Here is a 14,619-nt window from a genome sequence, read left to right as displayed (position 1 = left end):
TAACATTTTACGGCCTACCCCTTTTTTTATGGGAAGTTTATCCTTAGGGATAATTCAGCTCACTATGCCTAAGTATCTGTAAATGGTCACAAATTGAATGGATAAAAAGGCCAAGTGAATTGCTACTACAGAACAAGGGAGAAGATAGATATTTGAAACAAATGACAACGATATTGTTGTTGTTCCTTTTCTGCGGCTGCATCAACAAAGATAAAAGCCCAGAAGCAGCGGTAAGATACTTTTGGAAGGCAATGGTTGCAGGCGACAAGGATGAAGTGTTAAGGACCCAGGTCTACTATCTTGATGGTATGACCTCCGAGTTCATTAACACGCCCCAAAATATTGAATGGCTTTATCTGGACAGCGTTTCCACGGTTTACGAAAGCCAGACCAGGGCCCTAGTGTATTATCAGGTGGTTTTTAAAAAAAATGACCAGGCAGTTCTAACCCGTTACAAGACAGGCACCATGACCATAAAAAAGGGGAAAAACTGGAAAGTGGGAATAGCCGTAGGAAAGTTAAAATGAGCAAGGCAATAGAACTGATAAACCTGCGCAAAACCTACCAAAGGCACTTTTGGACCCCGGTCCAAACCGTGCTCAAGGGCTTGAACTTGGAGGTAGAGCCGGGGCAGATATTTGGCTTTCTTGGCCCCAACGGGGCCGGCAAGACCACCACCATCAAGACCCTGATGGGCATCATCCGGCCCAGCCAGGGCCAGGCCATTGTATTCGGTAAAAACTCCTGGGAAACGGAACCTAAGCAGAGTGTTGGGTTCCTGCCGGAGTCCCCGTATTTCTATGATTATTTAACCGGGCGCGAATTTCTAAATTTTTGCGGCCGGTTGTTCGATATAAACAGCATTAAACTAAAAGACCGGACTAAGGAACTTCTGGTCCTGGTCAACCTCACCCACGCCGCCGACCTGCAGATGCGTAAATATTCCAAGGGCATGCTGCAAAGGATAGGTTTGGCCCAGGCCCTGATCAACGACCCGGAGCTGGTAGTGCTGGACGAGCCTTTGACCGGACTGGATCCCCTGGGCCGCAAGGAATTCAAGGATATAATTCTGGACCTTAAATCAAAAGGCAAAACCGTATTCTTCAGTTCCCACATTCTTCCTGACGCCGAGATGGTCTGCGATCAGGTGGCTATCATCAACAAGGGCAAACTGCTGAGGGCCGGAAATCTGAACCAGTTATTGAACGCCAAGATCAAAGCGGTGGAGTTCGGCTGCCGAAATATCAGTCCTAAAACTGAAAAACTGCTGTCGGAATTATCACTCTCCGCCAGCCAGGTCCAGGAGCAATGGCTGTTCAACTTAAAACAGGAATCCGGCGTGCCCCGGGCGCTGGATATCATCGCCCAAAACGGGGGACAGGTGGTAAGCATAGTCCCCCAGAAGGAAAGTTTGGAGGAATTCTTTTCCCGGGAGGTAGCGCAAGATGAATAAAATATGGGCCATAGCCCAAAATACTTTTATTGAGGGGCTGCGATCCAAAACCCTGTACGCCCTGCTGGCATATCTGTTCCTGATCCTTTTCAGCGTTACTGCTTTGGTGCCATTGACCCTGGGTGAACATTCCCGAATCCTGCGGGATTTCGGTCTGGCCGGGATAGAATTTCTCAGTATCATGCTGGCCATAGTGGTGGGCACCACCCTGGTCTACAAGGAAGTGGAGAAACGGACCATCCATGTGATCGTTTCCAAGCCGGTGGAAAGATTTTACTTTTTGCTGGGAAAATATTTGGGGATGGAACTTTTGCTGGGGCTGATGATAATCCTGATGACGGCCATCTTTACGGCTGGCATCCTTATCCTTGACGGTAAATTTCCATTAAGTCTTCTGATGCCTATCGGCATGACATTTTTAAAGGTTTCGGTGATCAACTCCATCGCGCTTTTTTTCTCCAGCCTATCGTCCCCGATCCTGGGAGCGGTTTTCACCTTCTGTCTGTATCTGGCCGGGACCCTTAACCGCGATATATTAAACCTGGCCCAGCGGCTGCCGGCCGGCCTGATCAAGACCACCCTAAAAATATTCTACTATCTATTGCCCAACATGGGAAATTTGGATCTTAAGAACCAGGCGGTGTTCGACCAGCCGGTCTTATGGCCCCAGGTCTGGTGGTCGTTGTCCTACAGCGGAGCCTATATCATGGCGGTGCTGATGATAACCTCCCTGATCTTTGAAAAGAAGGATTTCAAGTGATGGGGGCGGCCGGAATCATAAAAAGCAATCCGGTCAAACTGGCCCTGGCCTTGCTGGGTGCGGGGATCGTTTTTTTCAGCCAGGTAAAGCTGGATATGCTGGTCAAGGAAAACCGGCAGGGCGAGATGATGTATTTTCCCAATGCCGCCGTGACCAAGGCCGCGGCCTTCGGCTACGACAACCTGGCCGGCGACTGGATCTGGCTGCAGACCGTCCAGTATTACGGCCAGCATACTTTGACCGACCGGCAGTATAAATATCTGGGGCACATGTTCGACATCTTAAGCGTGCTGGCTCCAGATTTCAGAGTAGCCTATAACTTCGGAGCTTTGCTGCTGGCCCACGATGCCGCCGACGTTCCGGCCGCCGACCGGCTGATGAAAAAGGGAATGGAGAACAACCCGGAAGACTGGACCATTCCATTTTTCCGGGGCTTCGTCCATTTTGTATTCTCCCGCAATTACAGGGAGGCTGGCCGGTGGTTCACCGTTTCCTCCCGCCAGACCGGAGCTCCGGAAATGCCGGGGCGTTTTGCTGCTTTTGCCATGCGAAAGGGCAAGGACCTGGAAACATCCCGGGCCTTGTGGGTGGAGCTTCTTAATAAGACCGGAAACAAAACAGAAAAGACCTTAGCCCAGTTCTACATTGATAAGATCGACAGGGAAATGATCCTCAAACGGCTGCAGGAATTGTCTGATACATTCCAAAAACAGGAAAAAAGAAAGATATCTGTGATTAAAGACCTGGTGTTGTGGGGATACATAAAAAGGATACCTGATGATCCTTTGGGCGGCGTATTTTTTTGGGATCAGAAAGCGGGAAAAGTTTACGCCAAAGGCGGACGAAAGATTAATTAAAACGGGCTTAAAAAAAGCCCGTTTTTTATTGCAGTTTTTTGTTGAAAATGATAGACTTATAGGCTAAAATGTAAGATTATGGTTAAAAGAAAAAATATATCTATTTGGCCGGTTTGGATCTTTGGTCTGCTGACCCTTTTGACTTTGGCGGCCGGCTGCAGTAAATCGCCCACCGAAGCTCCGGATAGTACAGTTATTTCCGGTTATGATTCGCTGGGCGTGAGCCAGGGCGATTCGCCGGACGTATTTTATTTCAAAAGCGGGACGGCCAACTATGGCAGTTTTCAGTTATGGTGGCTTTCCGCTACTTCGCCGGCCACAGTCCAGCTGCGCTCCAATTACGGCATAAAACTGGGCACCGGTGATGTGGCCCCCGATTCGGGCTACTATAACGAGATCACCTTGGATAATTCCCTGCTGGGGAAGTCGTTTTTCATCAAAACTGACAATGTTCCCCATTACGGGAAGATCACCTGGACCTCCCGTCGCGATGAAGCATCCACGGGCTATTCCTTCATAGGTTTTCAGTGGGTGGTGCAGACCGTAGCCGGGAAGAGGGAACTGTATTGACTTTAAATATGGGAAATGGGAAATTAAAAAATAGGAAGCCATACGGGCTGTTTTTTCAGTTTAAAATAGTCAGGGTCTTTCTGCTTGCCCTGTCTCTCTTGTTGCTGGGCATATCCTTGCTTTGGGCCATGACCGAGGAAGAGGAATACAACATCGCCTGGCAATACTGCCAGACCGGAAAATACCCCCAGGCGGTGGAGGCCTACCAAAAGTTTCTTAAGCACCATCCCCGGGGAAAACTTCTGGCCGAGGCCCATTTCACCCTGGCCCGGATAGAGAACAGCGGGACCAACGCCTTTGCTCATTACCAGTTCATCCTGGACAACCACCCCACCCACGCTTTGGCGCCTCAGGCGGCATTTGCCACGGCCCAGTACTGCCAGAACGCCGGAGCCTTCCCCGAGGCCAAGACCCGCTATCTTTTCACCTATTCCCGCTACGGCCAGACCCCGCCCGGCAGCGAAAGCCTGTACCGGCTGGCCCTGATGGCGCTGGCCGCGGACAGCCTGACCCAGGGGGCATCCTATGCCCAGGCCTTCGTCCAGCAATACCCCCAGAATTTTCGGGGGGCGGCCATCGTTCGTTCCCTGGCCGATTGCTGGAGGCTGAAAAGCGATTCGGCCCAGGCCAATTATTACTGGCGACAGATCCTGGAGCTTTATCCCGAGAGTTACGAAGCCGGGGAGGCCCGGGAACAGCTTTTGTCCGACATCGAGGACAGCCCCGAGGCCCAGGAAGACAGCCTTCCGGCTTCAACGGACGAAATCCCAGCCATTAAATCCCCGCCGGTTAAAACCGCCGTACCTGGGCCAAAACTGGGAAACGTCCAAAGGTATTATCTGCAGGTTGGAGTTTACCGGGACCGGGCCGTGATGGCCGACTGGAAAAAGCGGCTGGAGAAACAGGATCACCAGTGCCGGGTGGACAGCAGCGGTTCCAAGAACAGACGCAGCTACCGGCTTTTTGCCGGACCCTACGGCGGAAAAGAGGAGGCCCGGAATGCCTCCCAAAAACTGTTGAGAGCCTACGGCATCAAAACCATGCTGGTGCAAAAATGAGACATTGCCTGTTTCCAATAAATTCAGCCATTGGCCGGGTCCGTTGATGGAAAAGATCACCCCCATGATCGCCCAGTACCATCAGATCAAGCAGGAGCATCCGGATGCTGTGCTGCTTTTTAGGGTGGGAGATTTTTACGAGACCTTTTTTGATGACGCGGTGCTGATCTCAAGGGTTCTGGGGATCGTGCTGACCGCCCGCAATCACGGCAAAGACAATAATGTTCCCCTGGCAGGGATTCCCCATCATGCCCTGGAACGCTATGTGACCAGGCTGATCAAGGCCGGGCACAAGGTGGCCATTTGCGACCAGGTGGAGGACCCCAAGCTGGCCAAGGGCATAGTCAAAAGGGCGGTGACCGAGGTCATCACTCCCGGAACCGTGATGCGGCCCTCGCTTTTGGAGGAGCGCCGGGAAAATCTTTTGGCGGCGGTCAAGGTTCAGGGAACCAATTGCGGCCTGGTTTTGTGCGATCTCCCGGCTGGAAACCTCAGATTGACCGAACTGCCGCTGGCCGACCTGGCTGACGAGCTGGGGCGCAGCCAGCCTGCGGAGATACTTGTCCCAAAAGGACAGGCCGATGCTTTAAAGTCGGCAGTATCCGGTTTTGCCCTGACCCTGCAGGACGATTACCGTTTTGACGGGGAATCCGCCCGGCGCAGATTATTGGATCATTTCAAGACCGCTTCCCTGGCTGGGTTCGGCTGCCAAGATATGGAATTGGCCACGTCCGCAGCCGGGGCCGCTCTGCGCTATCTGGAGGACAACCAGAAGACATCAGTGGGGCACATCGCCAAACTTACGCCCTACAGCCTTTCCAGCCAAATGCTGCTGGACAACGCCACCATCCGCAACCTGGCCTTGCTGCCGGAAAGTGCGCCCGGCCAGTCCAGCCTGCTGGAGGCCATAGATAAGACCCTGACGCCGATGGGTGCCCGGCTGCTGCGGCGCTTTCTAGCGGCCCCGCTTCTGTCCCTGCCCCGGATCAAGGTCCGCCAGGATGCGGTGGAGTCGCTGTTTAACTCCCGTCCGCACCGGGAGAACCTGGCCGCCCAGCTCAAGAAAGTGCAGGACCTGGAGCGGCTGCTGGGGCGGATAACCTGCCACCGGGCCGGGCCCCGGGACCTGCTGGGACTGGCCCAGTCGCTGGATGCGGCTAAACAGATGAAAGCATTATTGCCCGGAGGGGAATACTGGAGCGGACAGAGCGCAGGGCTGCATGATATGGAAGACCTTTGCCTGCTGATCAACAAGGCCATAGTTCCCGAGCCTCCGCTGGCCTTCATGCAGGGCGGATTCATCAGCCCGGGATACAGTCCGGAGCTGGACCAGCTGAACGCCCTGGCCTCAGGCGACAAATCCTGGATCGCCGGACTGCAGAAGACTGAGCGGGAGCGTACCGGGATCAATTCCCTGAAGGTCGGCTTCAACAGCGTGTTTGGGTATTACATCGAGATCAGCAAGGCCAACCTGGATTCTATCCCCCAAAATTACATCCGCAAGCAGACCCTGACCAATGCCGAGCGTTACATCACCGAGGAGCTCAAGGCCTACGAGGACAAGGTGCTGGGGGCCGAGGAAAAGATCCGGCAGTTGGAGCTGGAACTTTTCAACGGATTGAAGGAAAAGGTCTGCGGACAAAGCTCAAAGATCAAGGAAACAGCCGAGGCCGTTGCGGCCATTGACGCCATCTATTCACTGGCCCTGGCCGCGGTGGAGAACGGTTACCGCCGGCCGCTGGTGGACGAAGAATCAAGGCTGTTCATCCAGGGAGGCCGGCACCCGGTGGTGGAGAAGAATTTCCGGCTGGGGCAGTTCGTGGCCAACGACGCCCTGCTGGACGGCGACCAGAACCGGCTGATAATATTGACCGGGCCCAACATGGCCGGTAAATCGACCTACTTAAGGCAGATTGCGCTGATAGTGATCCTGGCCCAGATCGGCTCCTTCGTTCCGGCCCAGCAGGCCCAGATCGGAGTGATCGACCGGGTCTTCACCCGGATCGGGGCTTCGGACGACCTGGCCAAGGGGGTCAGCACCTTTCTGGCCGAGATGAATGAGACCGCCAACATCCTGAACAATGCCAGCGGCAGAAGTCTGGTGTTGCTGGACGAGATCGGACGGGGTACCAGCACCTTTGACGGGCTGGCCATCGCCTGGGCGGTCAGCGAATACCTGCATGATCAGACGCGATGCAAGACACTGTTCGCCACTCATTATCATGAACTGACTGAGCTGTCATCCTGGATGACCGGGATCAAGAACTATTCCATGTCGGTCAAACAGTGGGGGGACGAGATAATCTTCCTGCGACAGGTGGTGGCCGGTCCGGCAGGGCAGAGCTATGGAGTGCAGGTAGCCAAGCTGGCCGGTCTGCCCAAGGCCGTCATAGAACGGGCTCGAGAGATCCTTTTTAACTTGGAATCGGACGCTCTGTCCGGGGACCAGACCCCACGGCTGGCCCGGCACCCGGTTTCCCAAAATGAAACAGGGGAAACGATCTTCAACCGGCAGGAGCAGGCGGTGCTAAAAGAGATAAGATCGGTCGATCCCGAAACCCTGACACCGATAGAGGCATTAAATAAACTGGCCAGGCTTAAAGACATGACCAAAGAGGACGGCAAAGATGGATGAAGAAAGACTGGAAAAAGAAGAGCTGAACCGGGAGCAGGAAGTGGAGGTCGTTTCCCCAGTTCCGGATGAAGTTCCTGTGGAGGCAGGATCCCGGGCCCGGTCAGGGGGACGGGGACTTATCTCCAGGCTTATGAATTATTTCAAAGCCGGAACCGCCAGTACTTCCGGGGATGGGCTGCTGCCCCCTCCGGAGAATGAACCCGCGGAGGAGCAGGCGTCTGCTGGGGATAAAAGCGCTGAGTTTTATGAAGAACAGTTTGAATCCGGCGACCCATCTCCGTCCGATGACATTCCGGAAATGTCAGGGATCATGAAGCAGAATGCTGAACCGGCGCAAGACGCGGACCGGTCAGTTGCAGAGTCCGAGAATGATCTGGAGCCCATGGCAACCGCTTCTTCCATGATCTCGCAGATAAGAAAAGATGTCAAGGAGTTTGCGGCACGCTTTCTGGTACGCCGCCAGACATTGGGATCCGGTGCAGAACAGCCGGCCGATGCTCCCGTTGATGATATTATCCCTGTTGCGGAAGCTGCCGGGGAACCAGCCGTGACAGAGGCGGTCTATACCGGGGATATCAGCCAACCGGAACCGGCAATCCAATCTGAACAGGAGATCCAGCCGGAGCATTCAATCGAAGATCAGCCTGCTTCTGCTGCAGCCGATCCGGAATCGTCTCCAGTCGCTCCGGAGCCGGAGCAGGATGGAGAGTTTGACGATCATTCCTCCGGGAAAGAGAGCATCCTGACCCGGTTCTTTGAAGGCGCCGCTGCCGCATGGGCTGCCGCAACGGGGGGGGTGAAAAGAATATTCCATAAGGAGCCTGATCTTCCGATAGACGAAGCCCTGGCTTTGAAGCTTTCCCAGAAAAAGCTTTTGGATGACGAGATAAAAACAAGACGCAAGGAAACCGCCCACACCCTTAAAAAACTGAACCGTTCCAAAAAGGAACGGAAGGAACTTTTACAATACCAGGCCAAGCTCAAGGGAGAACTGACCCAGATCCTGGCTACCATGAAGGACCGGACCCGTGACGTCAGCGGGCTGGAAAAGCAGAGCCTGGCCTTGCAGCGGGAGATCGAAGAATCATCGGTACGCCACGGGCAGTTGCTGGACCAGATCCAGTCGGCCAAATCCCAGATGGAATCGGTGATCTCTGTCATCGGCCAGCATAAGGCCCAGTCGGAAATATTGGACGGTGAACTGGCGGCCAAACAGAATTCCCTCTCCACATTGATAGCTCAGCTGGAACAGACCAAGGCCGAGCTGGATACTGTCCGGTCGGAAACTGCATCGTTGCACAGGGAAAAAGATGCCACCGAGCAGGCCAGGAATGACCTGAAAGAGCAAATAGCAGCGACGGAACAGGATCGGATCGGGAAAAACAGCGAATTGGAAAACATCCTGCGCCAGTTGGAACAGAAACAAAAGGAGACAGACGAGAAACTCCACCAGTCAATGGTGCTGGAGGGAGTATTGGAGGGTTTGCGCCAGGATCTGCGCGCCAGTCAAGAGTCCCTGCAATCGGACAAAGATCAGGCGGTGAGTCTGGAGGCAAGCATCAAAGAGGGCCGGAGCCAGCAGGAGAATTTAAACGTTCAATTGGAACAGTTGCAAAATCAGGTGTCCCAGCAGCAGCAGATATTGTATCTTCTAAAAAATGAGACGGAGACCCTTTCCAAGGCCAGGTCCGAGATAGAGGGGCACATCCAGCGGAATCAGGAGGAGCTGACCGGAGCGGAAAGTCTTTTGGTGGAACGCAACCGACAGGTGGCCAGCCTGGAAAAGGGGATCGAAGAACTTCAGCAGAGCACTGCCAACCGCCAGAATATCCAGCAGCTTTTGCAGCAGAAGATAGACGGATTGAAAACCGATGGTCTGGCAATAGCCCAAAAAATCGATGAAATGTCCCGGCAGAAACAATCGATGGAAACAGGCCTGGAGCAGGCCTGGAAAAAACTGTCGGAGGCTGAGGCTAAGATCAGCCAGCGGGAGAATTTCAGGCTGGAGGCCGAGGGCAAACTTCAAAAACTGCAGGCCGATATCAAATCTGCCTTTGTCCAGCTCGAGGCCTTGAAGCAGGACAAACTACAACTGGAAGGCTCCCGTGATATCTCCATCCAGCAATTGGAGGAGATAAACCGCTCATTGACCGAGGCTCAGCAAAATCAAGTGAAAGCAACCAATGAATTGGAGCGGACCAAGGAGGCACTAATCCAGTCCCAGGAGGAATATGATAAGCTGGGCGAGGAACGATCGGCTCTGCAAAATGAGATCAATCAGAAGAAGGCCGATCACGCAGCCCTGGAGTCCAGATATCAGGCCCTGCAGGCCAGCGTTAACGATTCCCTGTCCCAACTGGGCCAAACCGCGGGGGAACAGCAAAAACTCAGCGCTGAGGTGGCTGCTCTGGAAGACGAGCGCCAGAGGCTGAAGGATGAGATCAAACTGCTCAACCAAAGCGGACGGGAACTGAACCAGGCCCGGGAAATGCTCCAGGCCCAAAAGCGGGAAGTGGAGCAGTGGATCAAGGAGGCGGTGCCTTTCCAGAAACAACAGCAATCCCAGATAGAACAGCAGTTGGCCAGCCTTAAAGAACTTCAGCAACAGGCGTCACAAACCAGACAACAGGTGGAAGAAAGCCGCCGGGAATTGGAGGAGGTCAACCAGCAGAATCAGGAGCTGATGCAGGAAAGGGCCCGGAGCGCCATGACCGCTGAATCCGAGCTGGCCAATTTGAACCAGTTGGTGGACGGCAAGAACCGGGAATTGAACGGCTTGAATGAGCAAATTACGGAAAGGCAATCTCAAGGCCGGCGGATGGAAGAAGAGAACGGCAAAGTCCAGGCAGAACTGGAAACCCTGAAGAACAACCGCGATCAAGCCCAAAATGATCTGCAAGTGGTGCATAAGGAACTCGAACTGGCCCGTCATGAAATGGAGCAAAATCGGAAAGACCAGAACGAAGAGCTTAGGAGGCTGAACCAGGAGATCGAGGCTGCCAAAGACCAGGCCCGCCAGGAAATGGAGCAAAGGCAGAAAAACCAGAACGATGAGCTTTTACAGATGGCACAAGAGACGGAGACCGCCAAAAAACAGGTAAAACAACAGTTGATTTCCGTCCAGAGCCAATTGGACGACAAATACAGGCAGTTGGATGATGTCACCGAGATGGTGCGTCAGAATGAGGAAGAACTTACTGCCAAACAGCGCCAGAGAGATGAACTGGATCAGCAGTTGATCAGCCTGAAAAACGAACAGAAAGAGAGCGCTTCCTTCAAGGAAAATTGGGATAAAATGAAAGCATCCCTGGAACGTGAGTTGGAGGAAAAACAAAAATCGGTCAGCCAGAAGTCCGAGGAGGAGTCAGTCATCCTAAAACGCTTAAAGATACTGTCGGCGGAAGCCGCCGAGTATCAGGCCCGCAGCAAGGAGCTGAATGAACTTACCAGAAAGATCGAGGATCAAAAGAGGGTGCTGGAGGATCTGGAACTGCAAGCTGAGAAAAAATCGGGCTTATTCACTTAATATCTATTGAACAATTGTTGAAACCTTAAACCATAATCCTAGGAGTCATTCCATGAAGGCGCTGGTGATAATACCCACCTATAATGAAAAAGGCAACATTGCCGAGATCATCTCCCAGATCCAGTCGGTGAACCAGGTGTTCGAGGTGCTGGTGATAGACGATAATTCGCCGGACGGCACCGGCAGGCTTTTGGATGAGATATCCCAAAAGGACCAGAGGGTTCACGTCATTCACCGGCCGGGCAAGATGGGGCTGGGCACGGCCTATGTCACCGGTTTCAAATGGGCGCTTTCCAAGGGTTATGACCTGATCTGCGAAATGGACGCTGATTTCTCGCATCCGCCCAAAACGCTGGCCGTCTTCCTGGAGAAGATCAGGGACTTTGACCTGGTGATAGGCTCTCGCTATCTGGACGGGGTCAACGTGGTCAACTGGCCTTTGAAGAGGCTGTTGCTCTCATATTTTGCCAACATTTACGCCCGGGTGGTGACCGGAGTGCCGGTGCGTGACCTGACCAGTGGCTTCAAATGTTACAAGCGGAAAGTGCTTGAGGCCGTCAACCTGGACCGGATCAAATCCAACGGGTATGCCTTTCAGATTGAAATGCATTTCAACTCTTATTACAAAGGTTTTAAGGTGACAGAGGTTCCCATCATTTTCGAGGAACGAAAGGTGGGGCAGTCCAAGATGTCTAAGAAGATCGTCTACGAGGCGGTTTGGATGGTCTGGCGGCTGCAGTGGCTGAGGCTGACCGGGCAATTATAAAGGAAAGATGACCTGAAAATTTAAAACAGAGACGAATTGTTTCGTCTCTGTTTTTTAGCCGACTAAACTGAAAAGCTGCAAATGACTGCTAAAAATGACATAAGCCTGATCATAGTCAACCGCAATGTAGGGGAACTGCTTTCCCGGTGCCTGGATTCCATCAAAGCGGCCGGGGGCATCAGTTACGAAGTGATAGTGGTTGACAACGATTCAACTGACGGAAGTCAGGCCATGCTGGCCCGAAAATATCCCGAAGCCAAGCTGATAGCCAATTCCCAAAACCTGGGGTTTGCCGCCGCCTGTAATATTGGAATCAAAGCTTCATCCGGGAAGTACCCGGTCCTGCTCAACCCCGATACCCTGGTGGAGCCGGGTTGCCTTAAAAGCTTATTCGATTTCATGGAGTCAAACCCGAAAGCAGGTCTGGCCGGCCCCAGGGTCCATAATCCCGACGGCAGCCTCCAGCCTACCATCCGGGCCATTCCTGGTTACCTTAACATTCTTTTTTCCCGCAAATCACCTATTACTGCCATTTGGCCAGGCAATCCAGGATCTTCCCGGTACATGCTCCGGGGTCTGCCGAATGACCAGCCTTCCGCCGTTCCCGCTCTGGCCGGAGTCTGTCTTATTTTAAGACGGGAGATGCTGGAACAGACAGGAGCTTTAGACGATAGATATTTCATGTACTTGGAGGATATTGATCTTTGTCTGACTGCTTCAAACCACGGCTGGCAGGCGTTTTATGTGCCCCAAGCCGGGCTCATTCACCATTGGGGCAAGAGTTCGGAGCAGGAGAAGGACCGGATGGAAGAAGAACACCGGAGATCGATGTACTTGTTCTTTGAAAAGAACCACCTGCCGAATATGCTGCAAAAGATATATCTAAAAGCGGCGCTGCAGGCGCATAAGTTACTGACAAAATAAGGGGCGGTTCTTTTAGAACCGTCCCTTAATCTTTTCACTTTTCCGCCGGCACTATGTCAATTTTAATTATCTCGCTTCGGGAGCCTATCCTTAAAGGCGGCCCCCAGTTGCCAACTCCGTGGGAGACGTAGATCTGAAAATCGCCATCCCGGCCGTATCCGTTGTAAAATCTGTAAAACAGGGGCATCAAGAGATTGAATGGGAACATCTGGCCGTTGTGGGTGTGTCCGGAAAGCTGAAGGTCTATCCCCCGTTCCTTGGCCTGTTCCAGTCCTACAGGTATGTGATAAAGCAATATTGAGGGCTTGTCCGGGTCTATAGTACCGTCAAATTTATCAAAAATCCCGGATTTTCTTCCTTCCCGCAAGGGAGCATCCAGACCAATGATCTGCAGCCCCTGGAACTTAGCTAACCGGTTGCGCAGTGCCGTCACTCCTGTTTTTGACACCAGTTCGGTGGTGACGTCCAGACCCTCGTAAACCTCATGATTGCCGGTGACGAAGAAGGCAGGGGCCTGCAGGCCTTCCAGGGGCTTCACCAGGCGGTAATCAGGCTTGGCCGAACCATCGAACAGGTCCCCGGCAATGGCCACCAGGTTGGGGTTAAGGGCATTGGTTCGGTCCACTATATTCTGCAGGTATTTTGGACCATAAACCGCACCGACGTGGATATCGGTCAGCAGGGCGATGGTGACTTTTGGTTCTCTTAGGCCCTTAATCCCGATGGTTATCTCGGTGGTCCGGATCAATGCGGCGTTCAACAGGCCGTAGAAGAAAACCAGCAGGCTCAGGCCGATTGTTGACCAGCCCAGGGTTCTCTGGCCTAGGGGATGGCGGGCCAGGTCAAAAAGCAACTGGATCAGGTGGACAAGGGCCGAGGCGGTGAACGATTGGAACACCAAGCCCAGCCAGGAAGCAGCGGCGATATATAGTACCCTCACTAAAGGACCGTCCACCGTGCGCGAGAGGATCATGGCCAGCGGGAACAGAATGGTCAAAAGGGTCAGGGCAATGAAAAGCGCCGGGCTTTTGGGCAATCCCAGCAGGGCGCCGGTTCTCTTGTAAACGTAAAAGTGCATCAGGCCCATCAGCGTAAACAGCAGGGCCACCATGAAAGCAACGGCCAGGGTGCGGATCATAAACCTCCTAATTAATCATTCTGATTGGTTTCAATGATAACCCAACAGGGATGAAAAGTCAAATGTTTGGCCGTTTTTAAATGCCGGATACCCATGAACAGGGCTTTGTTAATAAAAATTCAAAAATAATGATAATTCTTTAAATTGGTACTTGACATTAAGGGGCTGTTCGTGTATAATTACAAACTCTACGGGACGTTAGGAAGCGACTGATTTTTAGTTCTTTGAAAACTGAACAAGCAAGCACAGTGTACATATGATTGAGTTTCTGGATCGTTTTTTTAAATTTTCCATTTATAAAATTTAATATTTTTTTATGGAGAGTTTGATCCTGGCTCAGGACTAACGCTGGCGGCGTGCCTAATACATGCAAGTCGAACGGTCATGCATTTGTAGCAATATGAGTGCATGGTAGTGGCGAACGGGTGAGTAACACGTGGATAACCTACCTTTATGTGGGGGATAACTCCGGGAAACTGGGGCTAATACCGCATGACATCATTTTGGGGCATCTCAGGATGATCAAAGTCGCAAGACGCAAAAAGATGGATCCGCGTCCCATCAGCTAGTTGGCGGGGTAATGGCCCACCAAGGCTTTGACGGGTAGCCGGACTGAGAGGTCGATCGGCCACAAGGGGACTGAGACACGGCCCCTACTCCTACGGGAGGCAGCAGTAGGGAATTTTGGTCAATGGGGGAAACCCTGAACCAGCGACGCCGCGTGGGTGATGAAATCCTTCGGGATGTAAAACCCTTTTCATCGGGACGAAATAAAAATGACGGTACCGGTGGAATAAGCCTCGGCTAACTCCGTGCCAGCAGCCGCGGTAATACGGGGGAGGCAAGCGTTGTCCGGAATCACTGGGTGTAAAGGGCGTGTAGGCGGGCCTTTAAGTCGATCTGTTAAATCTCTCCGCTCAACGGAGAAACTG

The 14,619-nt window shown here is 52.8% G+C and carries 11 protein-coding genes and 1 rRNA gene; 11 read left to right on the top strand and 1 reads right to left on the bottom strand.

Annotated elements, in window-relative coordinates:
- Positions 1–161: 161 nt before the first annotated feature.
- From HZA73_09985 to HZA73_09940, 10 genes are all read left to right on the top strand, one after another.
- Positions 162–527: a hypothetical protein gene (locus HZA73_09985; GenBank protein ID MBI5806362.1), complete on the top strand. Its 366-nt coding sequence runs from the start codon at positions 162–164 to the stop codon at positions 525–527.
- Positions 524–1,453, top strand: a complete 930-nt coding sequence (locus tag HZA73_09980; GenBank protein ID MBI5806361.1) for an ABC transporter ATP-binding protein — start codon at positions 524–526, stop codon at positions 1,451–1,453. The genes HZA73_09985 and HZA73_09980 overlap by 4 nt, the downstream gene beginning before the upstream one ends.
- A complete protein-coding gene (locus tag HZA73_09975) occupies positions 1,446–2,213 on the top strand; it encodes an ABC transporter permease (GenBank protein MBI5806360.1) in 768 nt (255 codons plus the stop codon). Before HZA73_09980 ends, HZA73_09975 begins: the two co-directional genes overlap by 8 nt.
- Positions 2,213–3,070: a hypothetical protein gene (locus HZA73_09970; GenBank protein ID MBI5806359.1), complete on the top strand. Its 858-nt coding sequence runs from the start codon at positions 2,213–2,215 to the stop codon at positions 3,068–3,070. The genes HZA73_09975 and HZA73_09970 overlap by 1 nt, the downstream gene beginning before the upstream one ends.
- Positions 3,071–3,148: 78 nt before the next feature.
- Positions 3,149–3,640: a hypothetical protein gene (locus HZA73_09965; GenBank protein MBI5806358.1), complete on the top strand. Its 492-nt coding sequence runs from the start codon at positions 3,149–3,151 to the stop codon at positions 3,638–3,640.
- Between the two features lie 128 nt (positions 3,641–3,768).
- Positions 3,769–4,698, top strand: coding sequence for a tetratricopeptide repeat protein (locus HZA73_09960; GenBank protein MBI5806357.1), 930 nt, complete (start codon positions 3,769–3,771; stop codon positions 4,696–4,698).
- A gap of 46 nt (positions 4,699–4,744) precedes the next feature.
- Positions 4,745–7,333, top strand: a complete 2,589-nt coding sequence (mutS, locus tag HZA73_09955) for a DNA mismatch repair protein MutS (protein MBI5806356.1) — start codon at positions 4,745–4,747, stop codon at positions 7,331–7,333.
- A complete protein-coding gene (locus tag HZA73_09950) occupies positions 7,326–10,859 on the top strand; it encodes a hypothetical protein (protein MBI5806355.1) in 3,534 nt (1,177 codons plus the stop codon). The genes mutS and HZA73_09950 overlap by 8 nt, the downstream gene beginning before the upstream one ends.
- A 52-nt stretch (positions 10,860–10,911) precedes the next feature.
- A complete protein-coding gene (locus HZA73_09945; GenBank protein MBI5806354.1) occupies positions 10,912–11,625 on the top strand; it encodes a polyprenol monophosphomannose synthase in 714 nt (237 codons plus the stop codon).
- Positions 11,626–11,706: 81 nt separating this feature from the next.
- Entirely contained in the window at positions 11,707–12,549 is an 843-nt protein-coding gene (locus HZA73_09940; protein MBI5806353.1) for a glycosyltransferase family 2 protein, read from the top strand.
- Between the two features lie 34 nt (positions 12,550–12,583).
- Here HZA73_09940 and HZA73_09935 read toward each other — a convergent pair whose 3' ends face one another.
- On the bottom strand, positions 12,584–13,687 hold the full coding sequence (locus HZA73_09935) for a metallophosphoesterase (protein ID MBI5806352.1): 1,104 nt from the start codon (positions 13,685–13,687) through the stop codon (positions 12,584–12,586).
- A gap of 316 nt (positions 13,688–14,003) precedes the next feature.
- Here HZA73_09935 and HZA73_09930 point away from each other — a divergent pair.
- Positions 14,004–14,619 (top strand): 16S ribosomal RNA (locus tag HZA73_09930); the annotation flags it as partial.

It is taken from the genome of candidate division TA06 bacterium (assembly GCA_016235665.1).
In the GTDB taxonomy this organism is placed as follows: domain Bacteria; phylum Edwardsbacteria; class AC1; order AC1; family EtOH8; genus UBA5202.
Note: the sequence above shows the minus strand (reverse complement) of the source record. Positions and strands in the feature narration are given on the sequence as shown.

Excerpts from the sequence above, each read along its gene's own strand:
- HZA73_09985 (MBI5806362.1), top strand. The coding sequence starts at position 162 with ATGACAACGATATTGTTGTTGTTCCTTTTCTGCGGCTGCATCAACAAA.
- HZA73_09980 (MBI5806361.1), top strand. The coding sequence starts at position 524 with ATGAGCAAGGCAATAGAACTGATAAACCTGCGCAAAACCTACCAAAGG.
- HZA73_09975 (MBI5806360.1), top strand. The coding sequence starts at position 1,446 with ATGAATAAAATATGGGCCATAGCCCAAAATACTTTTATTGAGGGGCTG.
- HZA73_09970 (MBI5806359.1), top strand. The coding sequence starts at position 2,213 with ATGGGGGCGGCCGGAATCATAAAAAGCAATCCGGTCAAACTGGCCCTG.
- HZA73_09965 (MBI5806358.1), top strand. The coding sequence starts at position 3,149 with ATGGTTAAAAGAAAAAATATATCTATTTGGCCGGTTTGGATCTTTGGT.
- HZA73_09960 (MBI5806357.1), top strand. The coding sequence starts at position 3,769 with ATGACCGAGGAAGAGGAATACAACATCGCCTGGCAATACTGCCAGACC.
- mutS (MBI5806356.1), top strand. The coding sequence starts at position 4,745 with ATGGAAAAGATCACCCCCATGATCGCCCAGTACCATCAGATCAAGCAG.
- HZA73_09950 (MBI5806355.1), top strand. The coding sequence starts at position 7,326 with ATGGATGAAGAAAGACTGGAAAAAGAAGAGCTGAACCGGGAGCAGGAA.
- HZA73_09945 (MBI5806354.1), top strand. The coding sequence starts at position 10,912 with ATGAAGGCGCTGGTGATAATACCCACCTATAATGAAAAAGGCAACATT.
- HZA73_09940 (MBI5806353.1), top strand. The coding sequence starts at position 11,707 with ATGACTGCTAAAAATGACATAAGCCTGATCATAGTCAACCGCAATGTA.
- HZA73_09935 (MBI5806352.1), bottom strand. The coding sequence starts at position 13,687 with ATGATCCGCACCCTGGCCGTTGCTTTCATGGTGGCCCTGCTGTTTACG.